This is a genomic window from Streptomyces sp. NPDC048483, assembly GCF_040651455.1.
In the GTDB taxonomy this organism is placed as follows: domain Bacteria; phylum Actinomycetota; class Actinomycetes; order Streptomycetales; family Streptomycetaceae; genus Streptomyces.
Genome location: NZ_JBEZJZ010000044.1, coordinates 38,726 through 61,252, shown reverse-complemented (window position 1 = coordinate 61,252; position 22,527 = coordinate 38,726). Strand labels below are relative to the sequence as shown.

At 71.8% G+C, this 22,527-nt stretch carries 27 protein-coding genes; 5 read left to right on the top strand and 22 right to left on the bottom strand.

The window, feature by feature from the left end; all coding sequences use genetic code 11:
- Nucleotides 1–52: 52 nt before the first annotated feature.
- The 10 genes from lgt to hisI form a co-directional block, all read right to left on the bottom strand.
- Entirely contained in the window at nt 53–1,237 is a 1,185-nt protein-coding gene (gene lgt, locus AB0D04_RS22390) for a prolipoprotein diacylglyceryl transferase (protein WP_362705983.1), read from the bottom strand.
- A 132-nt stretch (nt 1,238–1,369) separates the two neighbouring features.
- Nucleotides 1,370–2,224, bottom strand: a complete 855-nt coding sequence (locus AB0D04_RS22385) for a thioredoxin domain-containing protein (RefSeq protein WP_362705979.1) — start codon at nt 2,222–2,224, stop codon at nt 1,370–1,372.
- Nucleotides 2,225–2,312: 88 nt separating this feature from the next.
- Entirely contained in the window at nt 2,313–3,143 is an 831-nt protein-coding gene (gene trpA / locus AB0D04_RS22380; protein ID WP_362705977.1) for a tryptophan synthase subunit alpha, read from the bottom strand.
- Nucleotides 3,143–4,423 (bottom strand): tryptophan synthase subunit beta, encoded by a 1,281-nt coding sequence (trpB, locus tag AB0D04_RS22375; protein ID WP_362705974.1) that lies wholly within the window; start codon nt 4,421–4,423, stop codon nt 3,143–3,145. The genes trpA and trpB overlap by 1 nt, the downstream gene beginning before the upstream one ends.
- Before the next feature lie 552 nt (nt 4,424–4,975).
- Nucleotides 4,976–5,785 (bottom strand): indole-3-glycerol phosphate synthase TrpC, encoded by an 810-nt coding sequence (gene trpC / locus AB0D04_RS22370; protein ID WP_362705972.1) that lies wholly within the window; start codon nt 5,783–5,785, stop codon nt 4,976–4,978.
- Nucleotides 5,786–5,960: 175 nt separating this feature from the next.
- Nucleotides 5,961–6,368 (bottom strand): DUF2752 domain-containing protein, encoded by a 408-nt coding sequence (locus AB0D04_RS22365; protein ID WP_362705997.1) that lies wholly within the window; start codon nt 6,366–6,368, stop codon nt 5,961–5,963.
- Between the two features lie 172 nt (nt 6,369–6,540).
- Nucleotides 6,541–6,786, bottom strand: a complete 246-nt coding sequence (locus AB0D04_RS22360; RefSeq protein WP_362705969.1) for an HGxxPAAW family protein — start codon at nt 6,784–6,786, stop codon at nt 6,541–6,543.
- A gap of 82 nt (nt 6,787–6,868) precedes the next feature.
- Nucleotides 6,869–7,516, bottom strand: coding sequence for a TIGR02234 family membrane protein (locus AB0D04_RS22355; RefSeq protein ID WP_362705966.1), 648 nt, complete (start codon nt 7,514–7,516; stop codon nt 6,869–6,871).
- A 269-nt stretch (nt 7,517–7,785) separates the two neighbouring features.
- A complete protein-coding gene (locus tag AB0D04_RS22350) occupies nt 7,786–9,324 on the bottom strand; it encodes an anthranilate synthase component I (RefSeq protein WP_362705963.1) in 1,539 nt (512 codons plus the stop codon).
- A gap of 259 nt (nt 9,325–9,583) precedes the next feature.
- A complete protein-coding gene (gene hisI, locus AB0D04_RS22345; protein WP_362705960.1) occupies nt 9,584–9,979 on the bottom strand; it encodes a phosphoribosyl-AMP cyclohydrolase in 396 nt (131 codons plus the stop codon).
- A 48-nt stretch (nt 9,980–10,027) separates the two neighbouring features.
- On the opposite strand from hisI, the gene AB0D04_RS22340 reads away from it, so the two are divergent.
- Both AB0D04_RS22340 and AB0D04_RS22335 read left to right on the top strand, forming a co-directional pair.
- Complete coding sequence (locus AB0D04_RS22340) at nt 10,028–10,171, top strand: hypothetical protein (protein WP_362705957.1); 144 nt, start codon at nt 10,028–10,030, stop codon at nt 10,169–10,171.
- A 68-nt stretch (nt 10,172–10,239) separates the two neighbouring features.
- Complete coding sequence (locus AB0D04_RS22335) at nt 10,240–10,872, top strand: TIGR03085 family metal-binding protein (protein ID WP_362705954.1); 633 nt, start codon at nt 10,240–10,242, stop codon at nt 10,870–10,872.
- Nucleotides 10,873–11,407: 535 nt separating this feature from the next.
- Here the strand turns inward: AB0D04_RS22335 and AB0D04_RS22330 are convergent.
- Entirely contained in the window at nt 11,408–12,292 is an 885-nt protein-coding gene (locus AB0D04_RS22330) for a LysR substrate-binding domain-containing protein (RefSeq protein WP_362705952.1), read from the bottom strand.
- 94 nt (nt 12,293–12,386) lie between these two features.
- Between AB0D04_RS22330 and AB0D04_RS22325 the strand changes: the two genes are divergently transcribed.
- From AB0D04_RS22325 to AB0D04_RS22315, 3 genes are read left to right on the top strand one after another with little or no spacing between them, the layout of a single operon-like run.
- Entirely contained in the window at nt 12,387–13,091 is a 705-nt protein-coding gene (locus AB0D04_RS22325; protein WP_362705949.1) for a succinate dehydrogenase cytochrome b subunit, read from the top strand.
- A gap of 1 nt (nt 13,092) precedes the next feature.
- Nucleotides 13,093–15,078, top strand: coding sequence for a fumarate reductase/succinate dehydrogenase flavoprotein subunit (locus tag AB0D04_RS22320; RefSeq protein WP_362705946.1), 1,986 nt, complete (start codon nt 13,093–13,095; stop codon nt 15,076–15,078).
- On the top strand, nt 15,075–15,818 hold the full coding sequence (locus tag AB0D04_RS22315; RefSeq protein WP_362705944.1) for a succinate dehydrogenase/fumarate reductase iron-sulfur subunit: 744 nt from the start codon (nt 15,075–15,077) through the stop codon (nt 15,816–15,818). The genes AB0D04_RS22320 and AB0D04_RS22315 overlap by 4 nt, the downstream gene beginning before the upstream one ends.
- A gap of 1 nt (nt 15,819) precedes the next feature.
- On the opposite strand, the gene AB0D04_RS22310 is transcribed toward AB0D04_RS22315, so the two are convergent.
- The 11 genes from AB0D04_RS22310 to AB0D04_RS22260 form a co-directional block, all read right to left on the bottom strand.
- Complete coding sequence (locus AB0D04_RS22310) at nt 15,820–16,410, bottom strand: nitrile hydratase subunit alpha (RefSeq protein ID WP_362705941.1); 591 nt, start codon at nt 16,408–16,410, stop codon at nt 15,820–15,822.
- Nucleotides 16,407–16,691 carry an SH3-like domain-containing protein gene (locus tag AB0D04_RS22305; protein ID WP_362705939.1) on the bottom strand — a complete coding sequence of 95 codons (285 nt, stop codon included), beginning with the start codon at nt 16,689–16,691 and terminating at the stop codon, nt 16,407–16,409. Before AB0D04_RS22305 ends, AB0D04_RS22310 begins: the two co-directional genes overlap by 4 nt.
- Nucleotides 16,684–16,953: a hypothetical protein gene (locus AB0D04_RS22300; RefSeq protein ID WP_362705936.1), complete on the bottom strand. Its 270-nt coding sequence runs from the start codon at nt 16,951–16,953 to the stop codon at nt 16,684–16,686. The genes AB0D04_RS22305 and AB0D04_RS22300 overlap by 8 nt, the downstream gene beginning before the upstream one ends.
- 88 nt (nt 16,954–17,041) lie before the next feature.
- Nucleotides 17,042–17,971, bottom strand: coding sequence for an NmrA/HSCARG family protein (locus AB0D04_RS22295; RefSeq protein WP_362705933.1), 930 nt, complete (start codon nt 17,969–17,971; stop codon nt 17,042–17,044).
- Nucleotides 17,972–18,070: 99 nt separating this feature from the next.
- Nucleotides 18,071–18,826, bottom strand: a complete 756-nt coding sequence (hisF, locus tag AB0D04_RS22290; RefSeq protein ID WP_362705931.1) for an imidazole glycerol phosphate synthase subunit HisF — start codon at nt 18,824–18,826, stop codon at nt 18,071–18,073.
- A 6-nt stretch (nt 18,827–18,832) separates the two neighbouring features.
- A complete protein-coding gene (locus tag AB0D04_RS22285) occupies nt 18,833–19,255 on the bottom strand; it encodes a Rid family hydrolase (protein ID WP_362705928.1) in 423 nt (140 codons plus the stop codon).
- Between the two features lie 33 nt (nt 19,256–19,288).
- Complete coding sequence (gene priA / locus AB0D04_RS22280) at nt 19,289–20,011, bottom strand: bifunctional 1-(5-phosphoribosyl)-5-((5-phosphoribosylamino)methylideneamino)imidazole-4-carboxamide isomerase/phosphoribosylanthranilate isomerase PriA (protein ID WP_362705926.1); 723 nt, start codon at nt 20,009–20,011, stop codon at nt 19,289–19,291.
- 8 nt (nt 20,012–20,019) lie between these two features.
- Nucleotides 20,020–20,667: an imidazole glycerol phosphate synthase subunit HisH gene (gene hisH, locus AB0D04_RS22275; RefSeq protein WP_362705923.1), complete on the bottom strand. Its 648-nt coding sequence runs from the start codon at nt 20,665–20,667 to the stop codon at nt 20,020–20,022.
- Nucleotides 20,664–20,828, bottom strand: coding sequence for a hypothetical protein (locus tag AB0D04_RS22270; RefSeq protein WP_362705920.1), 165 nt, complete (start codon nt 20,826–20,828; stop codon nt 20,664–20,666). Before AB0D04_RS22270 ends, hisH begins: the two co-directional genes overlap by 4 nt.
- A complete protein-coding gene (gene hisB, locus AB0D04_RS22265; protein ID WP_362705917.1) occupies nt 20,825–21,418 on the bottom strand; it encodes an imidazoleglycerol-phosphate dehydratase HisB in 594 nt (197 codons plus the stop codon). The genes AB0D04_RS22270 and hisB overlap by 4 nt, the downstream gene beginning before the upstream one ends.
- Entirely contained in the window at nt 21,415–22,521 is a 1,107-nt protein-coding gene (locus tag AB0D04_RS22260) for a histidinol-phosphate transaminase (RefSeq protein ID WP_362705995.1), read from the bottom strand. The genes hisB and AB0D04_RS22260 overlap by 4 nt, the downstream gene beginning before the upstream one ends.
- Between the last annotated feature and the right edge of the window lie 6 nt (nt 22,522–22,527).

Below are 22,527 nucleotides of genomic sequence, written 5' to 3'. Positions count from 1 at the left end.
CTGACCGAGGCCCGACGCGTGAGCCGTGGCCGGCCGAGGGCGCATCGGTTCCTCAGCAGCAGCTCATACGGGACTTCTTGCTGCTGCCGCTCCCGGCGGGTGCGTCGGCATCCGACGGGTCGTCGTCGGCGTCCTTGCTGTCCTTGGAACCCTTGGCGTCCTTCGGCTCCGGCTCCGGGTCCGCCTTCTTCTGCGGCTTCTCGTCGCCCGGCACGTCCTTGGCGTCCTGCGCCGGCTCGTCGGCTTCGGCCTTGGTGTCGGAGGCGGTTTCCTTCGGGGCGTCTTCCTGCTTGGCGTCGGACCCGGCGTCCGCCGTCTCCTCGGCGGGTGCCTTCTCCATCGCGACCTTCGTGCCGGTGCCGTCCTCCTCGGCGGCGCCGGCATCGGCGTCTTCCGCGTCCGCGGCCTCGGCCGACTGCGCGCCCGGCTCCACCACCGCTTCGCGGCCCGGCACCCTCTTCGCCGAGATGACGAAGTAGACGACGGCCAGGACGAAGACGATCAGCGCGGTCCAGACGTTCAGCCGCAGGCCCAGGATGTGGTGCGCCTCGTCGACGCGCATGTACTCGATCCAGGCCCGGCCCGCGCAGTAGGAGGCGACGTACAGGGCGAAGGCCCGTCCGTGGCCGAGACGGAAGCGCTTGTCGGCCCAGATCACCAGGGCCGCGACGCCGAGGCACCACAGGCACTCGTACAGGAAGGTCGGGTGGTAGGTGCCGCCGACGCGGCCGATGGCCGGGTCGGAGCTGATCTCCAGGGCCCAGGGCACATCGGTGGGCTTGCCGAAGAGCTCCTGGTTGAACCAGTTGCCCCAGCGGCCGATCGCCTGCCCGATGGCCAGGCCCGGCGCCAGCGCGTCGGCGTATGCGGGGAGCGGGATGCCGCGGCGGCGGCAGCCGATCCAGGCGCCCACCGCACCGAGCGCGACCGCGCCCCAGATGCCGAGGCCGCCCTGCCACACCTTGAGGGCGTCGATCAGATGGCCGTCCTCGCCGAAGTACGGCTCGGGCGTCGTGAAGACGTGGTAGAGGCGGCCGCCGACCAGCCCGAAGGGCACGGCCCAAACCGCGATGTCCGCGACGGTTCCGGAGCGGCCGCCGCGCTGCACCCAGCGCTTGTTGCCGAGCCAGACGCCGACGAAGACGCCGATGATGATGCAGAATGCGTAGCCGCGCAGCGGGATCGGGCCGAGATGTACGACGCCGGTCGACGGGCTGGGAATGAATGCGAGGTCCATGGCAGGGTCGACGCTACCGCGCCGGGCGGGGTCGGCGACAACCACACCCGGCAACGGCTGCGTAACGACCCTGGCGTAGCACGCCATGACGCTGTGTGCCCGGGCCCGCAACGAGCCCCCCGGGCCCGCGTACTACGAGGGCGACGCGCTCGGCTGCGGCTTCTGCGGCGGTGTCTGCGGCACCGTCTGCGACGGCTTCCCCGGCTTCTTGCCCTTGTTGGCCTCCAGCACCATCTTCTTGAAGTCCGTCGGCGTGAAGCGCCCGCCCTTCTCCTTGGCCAGGTCCTTGCCGTTGAGCAGGACGGTCGGGGTGCCCTGGTAACCGGAGCCGGTGAAGGCGGTGTTGGACTTCTCGACGAAGCCGGCGTAGCGGTCCTCGTCGACGCACTTGGTGAAGGCGGCGGACGGCAGGCCCTTGACCTTCTCCGCGAGTTGGAGGAGGTACTTCTTGTCGGAGAACCTGTCCTGCTGCTCGGGCGGCTGCTTGGCGTAGAGCAGATCGTGGTACTCACGGAACCGGCCGGCGTCCTGGGCGCAGAGCGCGGCGTTGGCGGCGGTGCGGGAGCCCTTGCCGTTGGTGTTGCCGTCGATGATCGTCGCGAGGTGGTACTCGGTCCTGAGCCGGCCGGAGTCCTCGAGTTCGTGGATGACCGGGCGGAAGCCGGTCTCGAACTGCTTGCAGGCGGGGCAGCGGAAGTCCTCCCACACCGTGAGGGTGGAGGGGGCGTCGGGTGCGCCTACGGGGACGGCGGGTTTGTCGCCGCCGCTGGCCTGCTTGGGGCGGGCGGTTTCGTTGTCGGTGCTGCTGCCTCCGCCGCCCGTCGACGAGGCCCAGATGGCGATGCCGCCGCCGAGCGCCAGGACCGCCACCACCGATCCGGCGACGATCGCCTGGCGGCCGCGCCGGGCGCGTGCCTCTTCCTTGGCCCGCTGTTCCTGCAGCCGCTCGCGGGCGCTGCGCTTTGCGTCATGGTTCTTCTGGTTCACGCCCCTGGACAACGAAGCGGAGGGGTGCCGCCGCACCCCTCCGCACCGATGTTCGCTCTATCGGGGGACGCCCCCCTGGCGGATGGCCTTATGCGCGCTTGCGCACGCCCTCGGCCAGCTCGCCCGCCAGCGCACGGACGCCCGTCAGGCCGGCGTCGAGGTCGCCGTCCGCATCCAGCAGCCGCTTGACGAACGCCGAGCCGACGATCACGCCGTCCGCGAACTGGGCGACCTCGGCGGCCTGTTCGGCGTTGGAGACGCCGAGGCCGACGCACACAGGGAGGCCGCGACGGGCCGCTGTGGTGGCGCGGGTGCGGTCCACCAGGTCCTGCGCCTCGCGGCCGACCGACGCGCGGGTGCCGGTGACGCCCATCAGGGAGGCGGCGTAGACAAAGCCGCTGCCCGCCGCGGTGATCTTGGCGAGCCGCTCGTCGCGGCTGCTCGGCGCGACCACGAAGACGGTGGCCAGACCGTGCTGCTCGGCGGCTTTGCGCCACACCTCGGACTCCTCGACCGGCAGGTCCGGCAGGATGCAGCCGGCGCCGCCCGCCTCGGCCAGGTCGGCGGCGAACCGCTCGACCCCGTAGGCGTCGACGGGGTTCCAGTACGTCATGCACAGCACCGGCGCACCCGTGGCGGCATGCACCTCGCCGACCGTACGGATGACATCGACGATCTTGATGCCGCCGCGCAGCGCGATGTCGTCGGCGGTCTGGATGACCGGGCCGTCCAGGACCGGGTCGCTGTGCGGCAGGCCGACCTCGACGATGTCGCAGCCGCCGTCCAGCATCTCGGTCATCGCCCGGACGCCGCCGTCCACGGTCGGGAAGCCGGCCGGGAGGTAGCCGACGAGGGCGGCGCGGTTCTCCGTACGGGCCTGGGCCAGTACGGAATTCAGGAGCTCAATGTTGCCGGCCATCACTTCTCCCCCTCGCCCGCGGGCTGGACCGCGCCGTTCACGCCGGCCTCGCCCTTGTCGTCGTACAGCCCGAAGTAACGGGCGGCGGTGTCCATGTCCTTGTCGCCGCGGCCGGACAGATTGACCAGCAGCAGGCCCTCGGGGCCCAGCTCGCGGCCGACCTCCAGGGCGCCGGCCAGCGCATGGGCGCTCTCGATGGCCGGGATGATGCCCTCGGTCTGCGACAGCAGCCGCAGCGCCCGCATCGCCTCGTCGTCGGTGACCGCGCGGTACTCGGCGCGGCCGGCGTCCTTGAGGTAGGCGTGCTCGGGGCCGATGCCGGGGTAGTCCAGGCCGGCCGAGATGGAGTACGGCTCGGTGATCTGGCCGTCCTCGTCCTGGAGGACGTACGACCGCGAGCCGTGCAGGATGCCGGGGGTGCCCTCGGTGAGGGTGGCCGCGTGCTCGCCGGTCTCGACGCCGTGGCCGCCCGGCTCGCAGCCGATGAGGCGGACGCCGGTGTCGGCGAGGAAGGCGTGGAAGAGGCCGATGGCGTTGGAGCCGCCGCCGACGCAGGCCACAGCGGCGTCCGGCAGGCGGCCGGCGCGCTGGAGGATCTGGCGGCGGGCCTCGACGCCGATGACGCGGTGGAAGTCGCGGACCAGCGCCGGGAAGGGGTGCGGTCCTGCGACCGTACCGAAGAGGTAGTGGGTGCGGTCGACGTTGGCGACCCAGTCGCGGAACGCCTCGTTGATGGCGTCCTTGAGGGTGCGGCTGCCGGACTTCACGGCGATGACGTCGGCGCCGAGCATCCGCATCCGGGCGACGTTGAGCGCCTGGCGCTTGGTGTCGATCTCGCCCATGTAGATGGTGCACTCGAGGCCGAACAGGGCGCAGGCGGTGGCGGTGGCGACGCCGTGCTGGCCGGCGCCGGTCTCGGCGATGACCCGGGTCTTGCCCATCCGCTTGGTGAGCAGCGCCTGCCCCAGGACATTGTTGATCTTGTGGGAGCCGGTGTGGTTGAGGTCCTCGCGCTTGAGGAACACCCGGGCCCCGCCTGCGTGTTCGGCGAACCGGGGCACCTCGGTGAGCGCGCTGGGACGCCCGGTGTAGTTGACCAGCAGGTCGTCGAGCTCGGCCGCGAACGCGGGGTCCGCCTTGGCCTTCTCGTACTCGGCGGCGACCTCGTCGACCGCGGCGACCAGGGCCTCGGGGATGAACTTGCCGCCGAAGGCACCGAAATAGCCCGCGGGGCTGGGCACCTGACCGTCGGGGTCGGGAATGAAGAACTCGGAGGACATCTGACGCGCTCCTCGATCGGGGCATTGGCCCCGTCGTATCGGATTTCGGACATCACGCTACGGGAGATGACTGCTGCGCACACGGGTGCCGGGGGTGGCGGGTCCGCTCGGTGGGCGACCCGGACCGGCCGGTACGGCACCGGTGGAACGCCACCGGTGGTACAGCGGTACGGGCATCACCCGTACCGGACCGCCGGTCCGCGCCGCTGGGCGCCTTGCCGTCTCCACGGAAGGAACGCCCGGGCGTGACCGTATGGCCGACCGGCCGGAGACCTTCGGCCCCCGGTCAGTGCGCGGCAGCCGGGCGCCATCGGCGCCCGTTGATCTGTCCCGGCTCCGAACCGATGTGATAGCGCACCCGGCGTCCGTGGACGCGTCGCGCGGGCGCCCGGCAGCCACGCGGCCGACAACCACGCCCCAGCGCCGCGTGCCGGCCGTCCCCGGCGGCCGCGGCGAGCACCACGGACGGGCCGGAGCGGTGGCCAGGACAGGCCCTCGGCCCGGGACGGCGGATGCGGGAGGCACTGACGGTCATGTGAGCGGTCCGGGCCTTCAGGAGCGCCCGTGGCGGATCGCCGGGTGGGAGCCCGCGGCGACCAGGTCGGCGACCGCGGTCCTGGGGTCCTTGCCGGTGACGAGGGACTCGCCGACCAGGACCGCGTCCGCGCCGTCGTTGGCGTAGGCGATCAGGTCGTGCGGGCCGCGCACCCCGGACTCGGCGATCTTGACGATGTGGTCGGGGATCTCGGGGGCGATGCGGGCGAAGTTGCCGCGGTCGACCTCGAGGGTCTTCAGGTCGCGGGCGTTGACGCCGATGATCTTGGCGCCGGCGTCCACCGCGCGGGCGACCTCTTCCTCGTCGTGCACCTCGACCAGCGGCGTCAGACCGATCGACTCGGCGCGCTCGATGAGCGAGACCAGCGCGGGCTGCTCCAGTGCGGAGACGATCAGCAGGGCGAGGTCGGCACCGTAGGCGCGGGCCTCCCACAGCTGGTAGGCGGTGACGATGAAGTCCTTGCGCAGGACGGGGATGTCGACCTTGGCGCGGACGGCCTCGAGGTCGGCCAGCGAGCCGCCGAAGCGGCGCTGTTCGGTCAGGACGGAGATGACCGCGGCGCCGCCCGCTTCGTAGTCGGCGGCGAGCGCGGCCGGGTCGGCGATCGCGGCGAGCGCGCCCTTGGAGGGGCTGGACCGCTTGACCTCGCAGATCACCGTGACGCTTTCGCCCTTGAGGGCCGCCACGCCGTCCTTGGCCGGGCGTGCCTTCTGGGCCCGCTCCTTGAGCTCGTCGAGGCTGACGCGTGCCTGCCGCTCTGCGAGGTCGGCGCGGACTCCGTCGATGATCTCGTCGAGCACACTCACGCGAGCGGCCTCCTTCTAGAACGGTGGGGGTGGACGGTGCCCCCTGGTACGAGGCGCCGTCCCATCAGGCACTCCGATGGTATCCGCCATGGGGCACAGGTCCCGCATCCGGTTGACGGTGGTCCCACCACCTGGACAGCGGCCGGTTTCCTGGTGCCCTGGGGCAGGCGGCCGGTCATGGCGTCAGGCCGGTGCCGAAGGGGAGGTTGCGTACCGCCGTGAAGGCCAGCAGCAGGGCGCCGAGCGCCCACCAGTGGACGGCCCCGAGACGCGGGCCGGGCGTGCGGCGGCCGCGGGCCGCGCGCAGGAGCCAGAGCGCACAGAAGACGGCGAAGGCGGCATAGCCGGCCACCGCCGGCGCATTGGCGTGCAGTGCGGCGCCCAGGTCGCCGTGCGCGACGGCATGCGCGCTGCGCAGCCCGCCGCAGGCCGGGCAGAAGATGCCGGTGAGGTGCAGCAACGGGCAGACGGGGTAGTGGCCGGGCTCGCCGGGATCGACGGCGCCGACGACGGTGAAGGCGGCCGTGACGGCCGTGAGGGTTCCCAGCGGCGCCGCGAGCCTACGCGGCAGGCCGCCCGCCATCCGGACCTCGGCCACGGGATCGGTCACGCTGCCCATGGTGACCCCGAATGCGCGAAGGCGCAGCTTCTCGGCCGCCGTACGGGGTGGGCACGGACGGCGGGTACGCACCGAGGGGGCGTACGGGCCGGGAAGCGGCGCCTTCGGAGGTGCTGCTGAGATGCGGGAGCGGTGGTCAGCTCTCCTGCGGACGGACCTGCGCCGCGGGGGACGGCTTGGCCGCGCGCTTCGGCTCCGAACCCAGGCCGGCCATCCGCATCAGGCCGCCGACCACGGCGCCGAGGCCGATCAGGACCATGCCCGCCCAGAACCCGGGGACGTTCGCCAGCACGATGAAGGCTCCGGAGACACAGAAGCCGATGAACGAGATGATGACGCCGGTCCAGGCGGCGGGGGTGTGTCCGTGGCCACTGCTCGACATGAGTGCTCCTCGTTGCTCTCTCGCGCCGGGGTCCGGGCGCGGTAATCGTCGTCCATTGTCACCGATGCCGGGGCGGGCACCGTTACCGGGTGGGGTCCTCGCCGCGGTCCAGGGACTTCCAGATCTCCTCGGGACGGTCCAGGTCCGGGGGCGTCGGCGCGCGCCGCGGACCGCGGGCGCCGCCCGGTGTGCGCTCGTACTTCCCCGACATTGCGGGCCAGTGGCGGCCGCAGAGCAGGGCGAGCAGTCCGGCGGCCAGCAGCAGCAGACCGCCAGCCGCGGTCACCCACGGCCAGAGGGTGTGCGTGACGTGATGCACATCGGTGCCGGCCAGACCGACGGCGGTGGACGCCTGCTCGCGCAGCGCCGAGGTGTCGGAGTTGCCGAGCGCGGCGGCAACGGCGATGCCCAGGCCGCTGAGCGCGAGCAGCAGGGCGACCGCGATGCGGCCGGCCCGGCGGACCGCGAAGACGGCGACCAGTGCGGCGAGGCCGACGACGGCCAGCGCGCCGGGCACGCCGGTCACATCGCTGCCGGTCACGCTGCGCGGCAGCTCGCCCTGGGCCAGGACCGCGGTGCCGGTGGCCCAGGTCCGGCCGGCGGCCAGCAGCGCGAGCGCGGCGCCTGCCGCGCCGGCCACCAGCGCCAGGGCGAGGCTGCGCTTGGCGCTGCGGGGCGCGCCGGACGGCGCGGGCGCGGCTTCTGTACGGGGCTGGGGTACGGCACTCACGCGTACCACTATCGCGCACCGGCCCACGCCGCCCGGCGCGCGGGGTGGGGCAGCCATCCGGACGGGCCGGGGCGGCCTGCTTGTCCGGGTGCCGGGGCGGCTTACTTTCCGGACGGGCCGGGGCGGCCTGCTTGTCCAGGTGGTTCGCCGTGTGCACGGCCCGCAGCACCGCCGCCGCCGCCCTGTTGGGCGCTCGGGGCACCCCGCGGCGGGGCGGGCCGGGGCAGGAGCCGTTGGTGGTCCCGCCCGGTGGACCGCCCCGGGGTGGCCTACTTGTCCAGGTGGTTCGCCGTGTGCACGGCCCGCAGCACCGCCGCCGCCTTGTTGCGGCACTCGGTGTCCTCGGCGACCGGGTCGGAGTCGGCGACGATCCCGGCGCCCGCCTGGACGTAGGCGGTGCCGTCCCGCAGCAGCGCCGTACGGATCGCGATGGCGGTGTCGGAGTCGCCGGCGAAGTCCAGATATCCGACGCAGCCGCCGTACAGGCCGCGCCGGGTCGGCTCCAGTTCCTCGATGATCTGCATGGCGCGGGGCTTGGGCGCGCCGGAGAGCGTCCCGGCCGGGAAGCAGGCCGTCAGCACGTCGAAGGCGCTACGGCCCTTGGCGACCGTCCCCGTCACCGTCGAGACGATGTGCATGACATGGCTGTAGCGCTCGACGGACATGAAGTCGACGACCTCGACGGTGCCCGGCTCGCAGACCCGGCCCAGGTCGTTGCGGCCCAGGTCGACCAGCATGAGGTGCTCGGCGCGTTCCTTGGGATCGGCCATCAGCTCGTCCGCCAGCGCCTGGTCCTCCTGGACGGTCGCGCCGCGCGGCCGGGTCCCGGCGATCGGATGCACCATCGCCCGGCCCCCCTCGACCTTCACCAGCGCCTCCGGGCTGGACCCGACGACGTCGAAGGCCGTGCCGCCGTCGCCGCTCTCGAAGCGGAAGAGGTACATGTACGGGCTGGGGTTGGTGGCCCGCAGCACCCGGTAGACGTCCAACGCGCTTGCCGTACAAGGGGTTTCGAAGCGCTGGGAGGGCACCACCTGGAACGCCTCGCCGGCCCGGATGCGCTCCTTGATGTCCTCGACCACCTCCTGGAAGGCGGGGCCGCCCCACTTGGCGGTGTACGGCGGCACCTCGGACGGCGGCAGCGCGGCGGCACCGGCGGGCCCGGGGCGGGCGAGGTCGTAGGCCATCGCGTCCAGGCGGGCCACCGCGTCCGCGTACGCCTCGTCGATGCCGGTCTCGAGGTCGTTGTGGTTGATCGCATTGGCGATCAGCAGGACCGTGCCGTTCCAGTGGTCGAGCACCGCAAGGTCGGAGGTGAGGAGCATGGTCAGCTCGGGCAGCCGCAGGTCGTCCTCGGTGCTGTCGCCGACCTTCTCCAGGCGGCGCACGATGTCGTAGCCGAGGTAGCCGACCATGCCGCCGGTGAACGGCGGCAGGCCCGCGCCCTCGACGAGGTCGTGCGGGGTGTGCAGCGCCTCGACGGTGGCGCGCAGCACGGCGAGCGGGTCGCCGTCGGTGGGCACGCCGACGGGCGGGGTGCCGAGCCAGTGGGCCTGCCCGTCACGGGTGGTGAGCGTGGCGGCGCTGCGTACGCCGATGAACGAGTACCGCGACCACGTACGGCCGTTCTCGGCGGACTCGAGGAGGAAGGTGCCGGGGCGCTCGCCCGCGAGCTTGCGGTACAGGCCGACCGGGGTGTCGCCGTCGGCGAGCAGCCGCCTGGTGACCGGGATGACCCGGCGGTCCTTCGCGAGGGTGCGGAAGTTCTCGAGGTCCGGTGTCGCGGTGCCGGTGGTTCCCGTGGTCATGGCGTCGGATCCTAGTAGTGCTCGGCGTGGCGCGGGGCGCGCGTCCGCCAGGTGATCCCGTACGGGCCGCGCGCGGGTGATCCGTACGGGCCGCGCCCGACAGTACGACGTGTCGGCCGGCGCGTGGAGGTCGGCCTCGCGTGACGCCTCCTTTTACTCAGCAACAATCACGGAGCGTAATCAATTCCCGGATTCATTACATAGTGTTACGGGGCGTCGCGCAAGCCCCTGCCCGGCGCGATCAGTCCTGGGGACGCGATCAGTCCTGGCGGAGCAGTACGTCCGCGTCGAAACAGGTGCGGTCGCCGGTGTGGCAGGCCGCGCCGACCTGGTCGACCTTGATGAGGATGGTGTCGGCGTCGCAGTCCAGGGCCACGGACTTGACGTGCTGGAAGTGGCCGGAGGTGCCGCCCTTGACCCAGTACTCCTGGCGGCTGCGGGACCAGTACGTGCCGCGCCCGGTGGTGAGCGTGCGGTGCAGCGCCTCGTCGTCCATCCACCCGAGCATCAGCACCTCGCCGGTGTCGTACTGCTGGGCAATGGCGGGGACCAGGCCGTCGGCGTTGCGCTTGAGGCGGGCGGCGACGGCGGGGTCCAGGGAGGGTGCTGCGGTGGACGGGGTGTCGGAGTCGGAGGCGGTGACGCGGCTGCTCATGGTGCCCATTGTGCCGCCCGGCATTCCGCGACGAGGCATTCTGGTCGTATGCACCCGCCGCAGCCGCCCCTCCCGCCCCCGCCGCCGGACCCGGACCGGGCGGCGAAGGTGGCGGTCCGGGTGCTGGTCTCGGTCTTCGCGGCGGCGGTGGTCGTCGGGACCGTCCTGGTGGTGCTGTCGGTCGGAGGGTGAGTGCGGCGGCGCGGCAGCGCGAGTGCGGCGCCGTGGCAGTGCGCAGGGCCCGGTCGTAGGGTGGCCGTATGTCGACCCATGCGAAGCGTGAACGGCTCCTTCTCGCCGATCTGTTGGAGAGCGCGGGGGCGGAGGCGCCGACGCTGTGTGAGAACTGGACGGCGCGGGATCTGGCCGCGCACGTGGTGGTACGGGATCGGCGCGCGGACGCGGCGGCCGGTCTGGTGATCAAGCCGCTGGCCGCGCGGCTGGAGCGGGTGCAGGCGGAGTACGCGGCCAAGCCGTACGAGGAACTGATCCAGCTGATCCGGACCGGGCCGCCGGCGATGTCGCCGTTCGCGCTGAAGCAGATCGACGAGGCGTCCAACACCGTGGAGTTCTATGTCCACGCCGAGGACGTGCGGCGGGCGCAGCCGGACTGGAGTCCGCGGGAACTGGATCCCGTCTTCTCCGATGCGCTGTGGTCGCGGCTCGAGCGGGGGGCGCGGGTGCTGGGCCGTAAGGCGCCGGTGGGACTGGTGCTGCGGCGGCCGGACGGGCAGACGGCGGTGGCGCACCGCGGTACGCCGGTGGTCACGGTGACCGGTGAGCCGGGTGAGCTGACGATGTTCGCGTTCGGCCGGCAGGAGGCGGCCGACGTGCAGCTGGACGGCGACAAGGAGGCGGTCGAGCGGGTGGGGGCGGCGAGGCTGGGGGTCTGAACCGTCCGTTGCGCGTTCGCTGCGCTTTGCCTGGGCCCCACGTTGTCGGCTTTCCCGCCGTGGGGGTTGTTCGCCGTTGCGCCTGCGGCCCCTCCGCTGCGCTTTGCCTGGGCCGACGTGTTCGGCTGTCCCGCCGTTGGGGTTTGTCGCCGTTGCTCCCCCACTGCCTAAAGGGCGTGGGAGGTACCCCCAGCGGCGGGCGTGGGTTTGTCGGGTGCGGTGACGGCCCTACACGGCTTCGCCGCTACGGTCCGTCCCCTCCCGTGGGCGGGTGGTGAGGCCGGTGGGGGTGGGCGTTGAGTGTCCAGTGCCCCGTCACTGGGTCCACTGGCCGCACCCGACCACGTACGTACACCCCCACGGGTCTCCACCACCCCCAACGGGGAGGCGCCGGGCCGCAGGACGAAGTCCGGAGGCCCGGTGCCGCAGCCGAACAGCCCCGCGCAGCGGCACCAGCCCGCCGCAGGCGAAACGGCGAACAACCACCACGGCGCCGCAGCCGAAAACGTCGGCCCAAGCAAAGCGCAGCGGAAGGCTACAGGCGATCCCGCAGAATCCGTTCCAGCTCCCGCGCAGCGCGAGGCGGCGAGACGTCGCCTCGGTGGGCGACCGAGACGACGCGGTGCATGGCGGGGCTGGCGAAGCGGGTGACGCGCAGGCCGGAGCGTTCGGCGACCATGCTCGGTACGACGGCGATGCCCAGGCCGGCGCGTACGAAGCCGAGGACGGCGTCCATCTCGCCGCCCTCCACGGTGAAGGTGGGTTCGAAGCCGGCCGCCCGGCAGGCCGCGGTGGTGAATTCCCGCAGGTCATAGCCGCGGCGGAACATGGCGAGGGGGCGGCCGCGGAGGTCCTCGACGCGGATGCGGGTACGGCGGCCGGTCACCGGGGCGGGGCGGTCCGGGGCGGAGACCACGACCAGCTCCTCCCGCAGCAGCTCGGAGGTGGCCAGGGCCGGGGCCTGGACCGGGAGCGGCGTGATGACCAGGGCGAGGTCGAGTTCGCCGTCGGCCAGCGCCCGGACGAGGTCCTGGGAGCCGTCCTCCGTGACGATCAGGTCGACGCCGGGGTAGGTGGCATGGAAGGTGCTGAGCACATCCGGAACGAGGCTGGCGCAGAGGCTGGGCGGGGCGCCGAGGCGGAGCCGGCCCCGGCGGAGCTGGGCGACTTCCTGGACCTCGCGGCGGGCGGTCTCGGCGTCGGCGAGGATGCGCCGGGCCAGTGGCAGCAGGGTCTCGCCGGCGTCGGTGAGGGTGATGTGGCCGCGGGCGCGGTGGAAGAGCTCGGCGCCCAGCTCCCTTTCCAGGGACCTGATCTGCTGGGAGAGGGAGGGCTGGGCGACATGTTCGCGCTCGGCGGCGCGGGTGAAGTGGCGGGTGTCCGCGACGGCCGTGAAGTAGCGGAGCTGCTGCAGCTGCATAAGGGGAATATAAAGCAGCGATAGGCCTGGCCTATGGAGATGAGCCGGACCATGTCTTGGACTGATGGGCGGGTGCGTCCTTACGGTCGGGTTCATGGCACTGGACACGCGGACGGATCGACGGCCGTCCTTCGTCGGACTCATGTGGGGCTCGACCGTCGGCAAGAAGACGGCGATGGCCGTCAGCGGCATCGTGATGCTGCTGTATCTGGTGGTCCATATGCTGGGCAACCTCAAGATCTTCTTCGGGGCCGCGGACTTCGATGCGTATGCCGCCTGGCTGCGCACCATCGGCGAGCCGTTCCTGCACCACGAGTGGTTCCTGTGGCTGGCGCGGGTGGTGCTGGTCGTCGCCGTCGTCACGCATGCGGTGGCCGCGTACCAGCTCAGCCGCCGGGACATCGCCGCCCGGCCGGTGAAGTATGCGCACAGGCGGAAGCGGGCCTCCTACGCCACCCGCACCATGCGCTGGGGCGGCATCATCCTCGGCCTGTTCATCGTCTGGCACATCCTGGACCTCACGACGCTGACGGTGAACCCGCACGCCGCGGCCGGCCACCCGTACGCCAATGTCGTCGCCACGTTCTCCACCTGGTACGGCGACGTCATCTACATCGCCGCGATGCTCGCGCTCGGGCTGCATGTCCGGCACGGCTTCTGGAGCGCCGCGCAGACCCTCGGCGCGGGCAGCGCCACCCGGGACCGGGTGCTCAAGACCACGGCCGATGTCCTCGCGCTGCTGCTGACGGCGGGCTTCGTCTCCGTACCCGTCGCCGTCATGACCGGATTGGTGAGCTGACGTGACCGCATACACCCACTACGCGACCGGCACCCCGGTCGTCGACACCAAGGCCCCGAAGGGCCCGATCGCCGAGCGCTGGGACACCCGCCGCTTCGAGGCGAAGCTGGTCAACCCGGCCAACCGGCGCAAGCACACCGTGATCGTCGTCGGCACCGGTCTGGCGGGCGGCGCGGCGGGCGCCACGCTCGCCGAACAGGGCTACCACGTCGTGCAGTTCTGCTACCAGGACTCGCCGCGACGGGCCCACTCCATCGCCGCGCAGGGCGGCATCAACGCGGCGAAGAACTACCGCAATGACGGCGACTCCGTGCACCGGCTGTTCTACGACACCGTCAAGGGCGGCGACTTCCGGGCGCGCGAGTCGAATGTGCACCGGCTGGCGCAGGTCTCGGTGGAGATCATCGACCAGTGTGTGGCGCAGGGTGTGCCGTTCGCCCGCGAGTACGGCGGGCTGCTCGACACCCGTTCGTTCGGCGGTGTCCAGGTCTCCCGTACGTTTTATGCCCGCGGCCAGACGGGGCAGCAGCTGCTGCTCGGCGCGTACCAGGCGCTGTCGCGGCAGATAGCCGCGGGGAACGTGGAGATGCACCCGCGTACGGAGATGCTGGACCTGATCGTGGTGGACGGGCGGGCCCGCGGCATCGTCGCCCGCGATCTGGTCACGGGCCGGATCGACACGTACTTCGCCGACGCGGTCGTCCTGGCCTCCGGCGGCTACGGGAACGTCTTCTACCTCTCCACCAACGCCATGAACTCCAATGCGACCGCCGTCTGGCGGGCGCACCGGCGCGGCGCGTACTTCGCCAATCCCTGCTTCACGCAGATCCACCCGACCTGCATCCCGCGCACCGGCGACCACCAGTCCAAGCTGACGCTGATGAGCGAGTCGCTGCGCAACGACGGCCGGATCTGGGTGCCGAAGGCGAAGGGCGACCAGCGGTCCCCGAAGGACATTCCCGAGGACGAGCGCGACTACTACCTGGAGCGGATCTATCCGTCCTTCGGCAACCTGGTGCCGCGCGACATCGCGTCCCGGGCGGCGAAGAATGTGTGTGACGAGGGGCGCGGGGTCGGGCCCGGCGGCCAGGGTGTGTATCTGGACTTCGCGGACGCCATCGCGCGGATGGGCCGTAAGGCGGTCGAGGCGAAGTACGGGAACCTCTTCGACATGTACGCGCGGATCACCGACGAGGATCCGTACGAGGTCCCGATGCGGATCTACCCGGCCGTGCACTACACGATGGGCGGGCTGTGGGTCGACTACGACCTGCAGACCACCGTCCCCGGCCTGTTCGCCATCGGGGAGGCCAACTTCTCCGACCACGGCGCCAACCGTCTCGGCGCCTCCGCGCTGATGCAGGGCCTGGCCGACGGCTATTTCGTGCTGCCGTCGACCATCAACGACTATCTCGCCCGCCATCCGCGCAAGGACGAGGTCGGCGCCGGGCATCCGGAGGCGGTGGCGGCCGTACGGGAGACCGAGGAGCGGCTCGCCCGGCTGCTGGCCGTGGACGGGGACCGTACGCCGGACTCCTTCCACCGCGAGATCGGCGAACTCATGTGGGAGTACTGCGGGATGGCCCGTACCGACGAGGGGCTGCGCAAGGCCCTCGACCGGATCCCGCAGATCCGTGAGGAGTTCTGGCGGCGGATCAAGGTGCCCGGCACCGGCGAGGAGTTCAATCAGTCGCTGGAGAAGGCCAACCGCGTCGTCGACTACCTGGAGCTGGCCGAGCTGATGTGTCTCGATGCGCTGCACCGGGCGGAGTCCTGCGGCGGCCACTTCCGTGCGGAGTCCCAGACCCCCGACGGGGAGGCCGCCCGCCGCGACGAGGCGTTCTCGTACGTGGCTGCCTGGGAATACGGGGGGTCCGGGGGTCGTCCCCCGGGAGAGCACAGCACCGCCACCGGCGACGCTCCCACCCTGCACAAGGAAGACCTGGTCTTCGAGTACGTCCACCCCACCCAGCGGAGCTACGCATGAAGCTCACCCTGCGCGTCTGGCGCCAGCAGAATCCCGACGCCCCGGGCGCCATGTCCACCTACGAGGTCGACGGCATCTCCCCGGACATGTCCTTCCTCGAGATGCTCGACACCCTCAACGAGTCGCTGATCCTCTCCGGCGACGACCCGGTCGCCTTCGACCACGACTGCCGTGAGGGGATCTGCGGCGCGTGCAGCCTCGTCATCAACGGCGATGCGCACGGGCCGGAGCGGACCACGACCTGCCAGCTGCACATGCGGTCGTTCTCCGACGGCGACACCATCGACATCGAGCCGTGGCGGGCCTCGGCGTTCCCGGTCGTCAAGGACCTGGTCGTCGACCGTTCCTCCTTCGACCGGATCATCCAGTCGGGCGGCTACATCACCGCCCCGACCGGCGCCGCGCCCGAGGCCCACGCCACGGCCGTGCCCAAGCCGACCGCCGACGCGGCCTTCGAGCACGCGGAGTGCATCGGCTGCAGTGCCTGTGTGGCGGCCTGCCCCAACGGCTCGGCGATGCTCTTCACCTCGGCGAAGGTCAATCACCTCAACGTCCTGCCGCAGGGCTCGCCCCAGCGTGAGTCCCGTGTCCTGGACATGGTGGGCCAGATGGACGCCGAGGGCTTCGGCGGCTGCACCCTGGCGGGGGAGTGCGCCACGGCCTGTCCCAAGGGCATCCCGCTGTTCAGCATCACCAGGATGAACCGCGAGTTCGTGCGGGCGGCGCGCAAGGGGCGCTGAGTCACACCGCGGCGGTCCCGATGAGCCCTTCCCGGGTGACGAGCGCAGCCAGTTCGGGCTCGCTCATCTGCCGGGTGCCGTCGGGCCGCCGCGGCAGGACCAGGTAGCGGCTCTCCGCGCTCGAGTCCCACACCGTGATCGCGGTGTCCTCGGGCAGTTCCAGCCCGAACTCGGCCAGCACCGCGCGCGGTTCCCGCACCACCCGCGAGCGGTAGGCCTCGCTCTTGTACCAGGACGGCGAGGGTCCCAGCAGGCCGATCGGGTAGCAGGAGCACAGGGTGCACACGATGACGTGGTGGGCGGCGTCGGTGTTCTCGACGACCTTGAGCCGTTGTTCCTGAATGCCGCCCGCCATCGAGAGCCCGACCTCGGGCAGCGCGGCGTTGGCATCGGCCAGCAGCCGTCGCCGGAAGCCTTCGTCGGCCCACGCCCGCGCCACGATCCGCGCCCCGTTGACCGGTGACGCGCCCTTGAGCATCGTGGCGAGCGCCGCGTCCAGCTGGGTTTCGTCGACCACGCGGGCCTCGATCAGCCGCTCCTCCAGCCGCCTCACCCGTGCCGCCACCGGCGTACTGGTGTGTCCGTCGCTCATGCCCCGTCCCTCCGTGCCCGTTCGATGTACGACTCCCAGAGGTCGACCGTGACCTCGTGGTCTCCCTCGCCCCACAGGTCGCGCGCCGCAAAGGCCACGGTGTAGACGGGCTCGACCCGTGGCTCGGCGAGGCCCGCGGCCACCTCGTCGGCAAGGGCCCAGCGGCCCTGTGACTCGACGATCCGCCCCACCTGCCCGCGTACATACCGCGGCACGCGGGTGTGCCCGACGGGATCGCCGGCGCGCACCCGGACCCACTCCCCCGCACGGAAGTCACCCATCCGAGAGGACCTTCCGCTCCGCGAGCAGCGTCTCGATCGCGATCAGCCACCGCTCGTAGTACGAGGTCGCCAGGTACTGCTGGGGGTCCATCCGCTCGACCGCGTCCCGGAACTCATCGAGGCGGTAGACGCCGTTGCGTACCAGTACGGAGTTCAGCGCGAACACCCGCGCCTCCCAGTCGGCGTGGAACGGCGGTTCGTCCGCCTCGATCTGCAAGGCGCCGAATCCGGTCTGCCCGCCCACATCATTGACACGGCTCATGGGCGGAGCGTACGGGCAGAGACCGTCCCGTCGGGTGCAGGGCGCCCCGTGGGCCGGCCGCTGATCCTCTCCGGCACGGGTCGGCCGGTCAGGGTCGAGCGAGCCGGTCGGCCCGCAGCAGGGCCGTGACCCGATCCGCGCCGCCGGCCGCCAGCCAGGTGCGGAAGTCGGTCAGTTCCGGGTGGCGGGCGCGCAGGGCGGGGATGTCGGCGTGCCAGATCCCGGCCGGGTCGGCGAAGGCGCGGGCGGCCTGGGGCGGCAGGCCGGCGCGCTCCGCCGGCAGGTGCCGGTAGGTGATCGGGCGTCCGGTGAACTCGCTGATCAGGGCCGCTGCTTGACGGGACGTCAGTTCGTCGCCGGCCAGCTCCAGGGCGCGGCCCAGGTACTCCTCGGGGCGCGCGAGGGCCAGTGCGGCGAAGACGCCGATGTCGCGGGTGGCGATGAGCTGGACGGGGACGTCCGGCGGGAAGAGGTGCACCAGCTCACCGTCGCCGGTGATACCGCCGAAGGGCAGGCCGGGGATGGTGTGGTTCTCCATGAAGCGCACCGGCCGCAGCACGGTCGCCGGCAGCCCGAGCGCGGCGATCCGTTCCTCCACGGCCCGTTTGGCCGCCCAGTAGCCGATACCGGTCGGGCGCTCGGCCCCGCCGACCGAGGCGAACACGAAGTGCCGGACGCCCGCCTGTGCGGCGGCGGTTGCCAGGTTGTCGCCGCGCCGCACCTCCCGGTCGGGGTCCTTGTCGTCCGGGGTCACCCCGAAGATGCCGTACGCGCCGTCGGCGGCCGCGGCCAGCGACGCCGGGTCGTCCAGGTCTCCGGTCACCGCTTCGGCGCCGGTTTGCACCAGGCCGTCGACCGCGTCCTTGCGCCCCTTGCGTACGAGCACCCGTACCCGCCATCCGTCCGCCAGCAGCCGCGCGGCGGTGGCCCCGCCCTGCCGCCCGGTCGCCCCGGTCACCAGGACGGTCCGGTCCGCGCGCCGCGCGCTCACCTCGGGCCCGACACGTTCCGTACGCATGGCTCTCCCCCTTCGCCGGGCCTCCGGACACGACACGGAGGCACCCTCCGAATATACGGAGAGTGCCTCCACTTAACAAGGTCGCCGGGCCGGGCCGGGTTACCGCACCGGGTGCCCCGCCCCCCGCAGCGCGTCCTTGACCTCGCCGATCCGCAGGTCGCCGAAGTGGAAGACGGAGGCGGCCAGTACCGCGTCCGCCCCCGCGGCCACGGCCGGGGCGAAGTGGTCCAGCTTGCCGGCGCCGCCGGAGGCGATGACCGGGACGGTGACGTGCTTGCGGACGGCCTCGATCATCTCCACGTCGTAGCCGTCCTTGGTGCCGTCGGCGTCCATGGAGTTCAAAAGGATCTCGCCGGCGCCCAGTTCGGCGGCGCGGTGGGCCCATTCGACGGCGTCGATGCCGGCGGAGCGGCGGCCGCCGTGCGTGGTGACCTCGAAGGAGCCCGACGGTGTGCGGCGGGCGTCCACGGACAGGACCAGGACCTGACTGCCGAAGCGTTCGGCGATCTCGCGGATCAGGTCGGGGCGGGCGATGGCGGCGGTGTTGACGCCGACCTTGTCGGCGCCGGCGCGCAGCAGCTTGTCGACGTCCTCGGGGGTGCGGACGCCGCCGCCGACGGTGAGGGGGATGAAGACCTGCTCGGCGGTGCGGCGGACCACGTCGTAGGTGGTCTCGCGGTTGCCGGAGGAGGCGGTGATGTCGAGGAAGGTCAGCTCGTCGGCGCCCTCGTCGCCGTAGATCTTGGCCATCTCGACGGGGTCGCCCGCGTCACGCAGGTTCTGGAAGTTGACGCCCTTGACGACCCGGCCGCCTTCGACGTCCAGGCAAGGGATGACTCGGACCGCCAGGGTCATTGCTGTTCAGGCCTCTCTGAAGGGTGACTGCTCCGAGGGTGCGGAAGGCTCTCGGAAAGCTTCTAGTTCCACTTCCACCAGGACGCGGGAGTCGACGAAGCCGGAGACCACGACCAGGGTGGTGGCGGGCGGGGCGGCGTCGAAGATTTCCTTGTGGGCGCGGGCTGCGGCGTCCACGTCGCGCAGGTGGGTCAGATACATCCGGGTGCGCAGGACGGCGGAGGCGTCCAGGCCGAAGGGGCGCAGGGCGTCCAGGGCGTTGGTGAAGGCGGCCCTGGTCTGGGTGTACGGGTCGCCCTCGCCCTGGAGGACGCCGCCGGCCAGCGGCATGGTGCCGGCGACCAGGACCCGGTCGCCGGCCGCCACGGCGCGGGCGAAGCCGATGGTCTCTTCCCAGGGACTGTCGGTCCGTACGCGCTCGATGGTCATCACGCCGCCTTTCGGTGCACGGTTACGGCCCGGCTACGACACCGCCGCCAGGGCCTCTTCGAGGGTGAATGCCTTTGCGTAGAGCGCCTTACCGACGATGGCGCCCTCGACACCTTCCGGCACCAGGGTCGCAAGCGCCCGCAGGTCGTCCAGTGAGGAAACGCCGCCGGAGGCGACGACCGGGCGGTCGGTGGCCGCGCAGACGTTCTTCAGCAGGTCCAGGTTGGGGCCCTGGAGGGTGCCGTCCTTGTTGATGTCGGTGACGACGTAGCGGGCGCAGCCCTCGGAGTCGAGGCGGGCCAGCGTCTCGTAGAGGTCGCCGCCGTCGCGGGTCCAGCCGCGGCCGCGCAGCGTCGTGCCGCGCACGTCCAGGCCGACCGCGATCTGGTCGCCGTGCTCGGCGATGATCTTGGCGACCCACTCCGGGTTCTCCAGGGCGGCGGTGCCGATGTTGACGCGGGTGCAGCCGGTGGCCAGGGCGGCGGCGAGGGAGTCGTCGTCGCGGATGCCGCCGGACAGCTCGACCTTGATGTCCATGGAGCGGGCGACCTCGGCGATCTGCGCACGGTTGTCGCCGGTGCCGAAGGCGGCGTCGAGGTCGACGAGGTGGAGCCATTCGGCGCCGGCCCGCTGCCAGGCGAGGGCCGCCTGCAGCGGGTCGCCGTAGGAGGTCTCGGAGCCGGACTCGCCGTGGACGAGGCGGACGGCCTGGCCGTCGCGCACGTCGACGGCGGGGAGGAGTTCGAGCTTCGGCATCAGGGGGCTCACAGGGTGTCGATCCAGTTGGTCAGGAGCTGGGCGCCGGCGTCGCCGGACTTCTCGGGGTGGAACTGGGTGGCCCACAGCGGGCCGTTCTCGACGGCGGACACGAACCGCTCGCCGTGCGTCGTCCAGGTGACCTTCGGCGCGGCGAGGTGCGGGTTGCCGGTCTCCAGCTCCCAGTCGTGCACCGCGTAGGAGTGCACGAAGTAGTAGCGGGCGTCGGCGGGCAGGCCGGTGAAGAGCCGCGAGCCCTCGGGGGCGTCGACGGTGTTCCAGCCCATGTGCGGGACGACGTCGGCCTTCAGCGGGCCGACGGTGCCGGGCCACTGGTCCAGGCCTTCGGTCTGAACGCCGTGCTCGATGCCGCGGCCGAAGAGGATCTGCATGCCGACGCAGATGCCCATCACCGGGCGGCCGCCGGACAGCCGGCGGCCCACGATCCAGTCCCCACGGGCCTCGCGCAGGCCGTTCATGCAGGCGGCGAAGGCGCCGACGCCGGGGACCAGGAGGCCGTCGGCGTTCATGGCGGTGTCGTAGTCACGGGTGATCTCGACGTCCGCGCCGACGTGCGCGAGGGCGCGCTCGGCGGAGCGGATGTTGCCGAAGCCGTAGTCGAAGACGACGACGCGCTTACGGGGTGCGGCGGTCAATTCCACACCTCCAGCCGGAGCACGCCCGCGGCCAGGAACATCGCGGAGCCGATGGCGAGCACGGTGATGATGCTCTTGGGCAGCTGCTGCTTCCAGACGGAGTAGACGCCGCCGAGGAGGAAGAGCCCGAGGAGGATGAAGACGGTGGAGAGGCCGTTCACAGCGCGCCCTTCGTGGACGGGAGGATGCCGGCCGCGCGCGGGTCGCGCTCGCTGGCGTAGCGCAGGGCGCGGGCCAGTGCCTTGAACTGGCACTCCACGATGTGGTGGGCGTTGCGGCCGTAGGGGACGTGGATGTGCAGCGCGATCTGGGCCTGGGCGACGAACGACTCGAAGATGTGCCGGGTCATCGTGGTGTCGTAGCTGCCGATCATCGGCGCCATGTTCTCGGGCTCGGTGTGGATCAGGTACGGGCGGCCGGAGAGGTCGACGGTGACCTGGGCGAGCGACTCGTCCAGCGGGACGGTGCAGTTGCCGAAGCGGTAGATGCCGACCTTGTCGCCGAGGGCCTGCTTGAAGGCGGCGCCCAGCGCGAGCGCGGTGTCCTCGATGGTGTGGTGGGTGTCGATGTGCAGATCGCCGTCGGTCTTGACCTTGAGGTCGAAGAGGCCGTGCCGGCCGAGCTGGTCGAGCATGTGGTCGTAGAAGCCGACCCCGGTCGAGACATCGACCTGTCCGGTGCCGTCGAGATCGATCTCGACGAGGACGGTGGTCTCCTTGGTGGTGCGCTCCACGCGCCCGACGCGGTTCATGCGCTCTGCTCCTTCTTCAGCTGACGGACCGCGTCGAGAAACGCGTCGTTTTCGGCCGGGGTGCCCGCGGTGACCCGCAGCCATCCCGGTACGCCGTTGTCCCGGACCAGGACGCCCCGGTCAAGGATCTTCTGCCACACCTCGTGCGCGTTCTCGAAGCGGCCGAACTGGACGAAGTTGGCGTCGGACTCCGTCACGTCGTAGCCGGCCGCGCGCAGCTCGCTCACCAGCCGGTCGCGCTCCTGCTTGAGCTGCTCGACGTACTTCAGCAGCGTGTCGGTGTGCTCGAGCGCGGCGAGCGCGGTCGCCTGGGTGACGGCCGAGAGGTGGTAGGGCAGCCGGACTAGCTGTACGGCGTCGACGACCGCGGGGTCGGCGGCGAGGTAGCCCAGGCGCAGCCCGGCCGCGCCGAACGCCTTCGACATGGTGCGGGAGACGACGAGGTGCGGCCGTCCTTCGAGCAGCGGCAGCAGGGAGTCGCCGTGGCTGAATTCGACGTATGCCTCGTCCACGACCACCAGCGACGGCTTTGCCGCCTGCGCCGCCTCGTACAGGGCGACGATGTCTTCGGCGGGGATGGCGTTGCCGGTGGGGTTGTTGGGGGTGGTGAGGAAGACGACGTCGGGCCGGTGCTCGGCGATGGCCTGTTCGGCCGCCGGAACGTCCATGGTGAAGTCGTCGCTGCGGGGGCCGGAGATCCAGCCGGTGCCGGTGCCGCGCGCGATCAGCGCGTGCATGGAGTACGACGGCTCGAAGCCGATGGCGGTGCGCCCCGGTCCGCCGAAGGTCTGCAGCAGCTGCTGGATGACCTCGTTGGAGCCGTTGGCGGCCCAGACCTGGTCCTTGGTGATCGTGTGGCGGCCGGTGCGGGTGAGGTAGCGGGCGAGCTCGGTGCGCAGTTCGACCGCGTCGCGGTCGGGGTAGCGGTTGAGCTCGCGGGCGGCCTCGGTGACCCGCTCGGCGATCCGCCGGACCAGCGGCTCGGGCAGCGGGTAGGGGTTCTCGTTGGTGTTCAGGCGTACGGGGACGTCCAGCTGCGGGGCGCCGTACGGGGACTTGCCGCGGAGCTCGTCCCGGATGGGGAGGTCGTCGATCCTGGTCACGTGCTG

What these genes read in the sequence shown, in the direction of transcription:
- lgt (WP_362705983.1), bottom strand. Translation starts at nt 1,237, where the DNA reads ATGGACCTCGCATTCATTCCCAGCCCGTCGACCGGCGTCGTACATCTC.
- trpA (WP_362705977.1), bottom strand. Translation starts at nt 3,143, where the DNA reads ATGGCCGGCAACATTGAGCTCCTGAATTCCGTACTGGCCCAGGCCCGT.
- trpB (WP_362705974.1), bottom strand. Translation starts at nt 4,423, where the DNA reads ATGTCCTCCGAGTTCTTCATTCCCGACCCCGACGGTCAGGTGCCCAGC.
- AB0D04_RS22365 (WP_362705997.1), bottom strand. Translation starts at nt 6,368, where the DNA reads ATGGCGGGCGGCCTGCCGCGTAGGCTCGCGGCGCCGCTGGGAACCCTC.
- AB0D04_RS22360 (WP_362705969.1), bottom strand. Translation starts at nt 6,786, where the DNA reads ATGTCGAGCAGTGGCCACGGACACACCCCCGCCGCCTGGACCGGCGTC.
- AB0D04_RS22350 (WP_362705963.1), bottom strand. Translation starts at nt 9,324, where the DNA reads ATGACCACGGGAACCACCGGCACCGCGACACCGGACCTCGAGAACTTC.
- hisI (WP_362705960.1), bottom strand. Translation starts at nt 9,979, where the DNA reads ATGAGCAGCCGCGTCACCGCCTCCGACTCCGACACCCCGTCCACCGCA.
- AB0D04_RS22340 (WP_362705957.1), top strand. Translation starts at nt 10,028, where the DNA reads ATGCACCCGCCGCAGCCGCCCCTCCCGCCCCCGCCGCCGGACCCGGAC.
- AB0D04_RS22335 (WP_362705954.1), top strand. Translation starts at nt 10,240, where the DNA reads ATGTCGACCCATGCGAAGCGTGAACGGCTCCTTCTCGCCGATCTGTTG.
- AB0D04_RS22330 (WP_362705952.1), bottom strand. Translation starts at nt 12,292, where the DNA reads ATGCAGCTGCAGCAGCTCCGCTACTTCACGGCCGTCGCGGACACCCGC.
- AB0D04_RS22325 (WP_362705949.1), top strand. Translation starts at nt 12,387, where the DNA reads ATGGCACTGGACACGCGGACGGATCGACGGCCGTCCTTCGTCGGACTC.
- AB0D04_RS22315 (WP_362705944.1), top strand. Translation starts at nt 15,075, where the DNA reads ATGAAGCTCACCCTGCGCGTCTGGCGCCAGCAGAATCCCGACGCCCCG.
- AB0D04_RS22310 (WP_362705941.1), bottom strand. Translation starts at nt 16,410, where the DNA reads ATGAGCGACGGACACACCAGTACGCCGGTGGCGGCACGGGTGAGGCGG.
- AB0D04_RS22305 (WP_362705939.1), bottom strand. Translation starts at nt 16,691, where the DNA reads ATGGGTGACTTCCGTGCGGGGGAGTGGGTCCGGGTGCGCGCCGGCGAT.
- AB0D04_RS22300 (WP_362705936.1), bottom strand. Translation starts at nt 16,953, where the DNA reads ATGAGCCGTGTCAATGATGTGGGCGGGCAGACCGGATTCGGCGCCTTG.
- AB0D04_RS22295 (WP_362705933.1), bottom strand. Translation starts at nt 17,971, where the DNA reads ATGCGTACGGAACGTGTCGGGCCCGAGGTGAGCGCGCGGCGCGCGGAC.
- hisF (WP_362705931.1), bottom strand. Translation starts at nt 18,826, where the DNA reads ATGACCCTGGCGGTCCGAGTCATCCCTTGCCTGGACGTCGAAGGCGGC.
- AB0D04_RS22285 (WP_362705928.1), bottom strand. Translation starts at nt 19,255, where the DNA reads ATGACCATCGAGCGCGTACGGACCGACAGTCCCTGGGAAGAGACCATC.
- priA (WP_362705926.1), bottom strand. Translation starts at nt 20,011, where the DNA reads ATGCCGAAGCTCGAACTCCTCCCCGCCGTCGACGTGCGCGACGGCCAG.
- hisB (WP_362705917.1), bottom strand. Translation starts at nt 21,418, where the DNA reads ATGAACCGCGTCGGGCGCGTGGAGCGCACCACCAAGGAGACCACCGTC.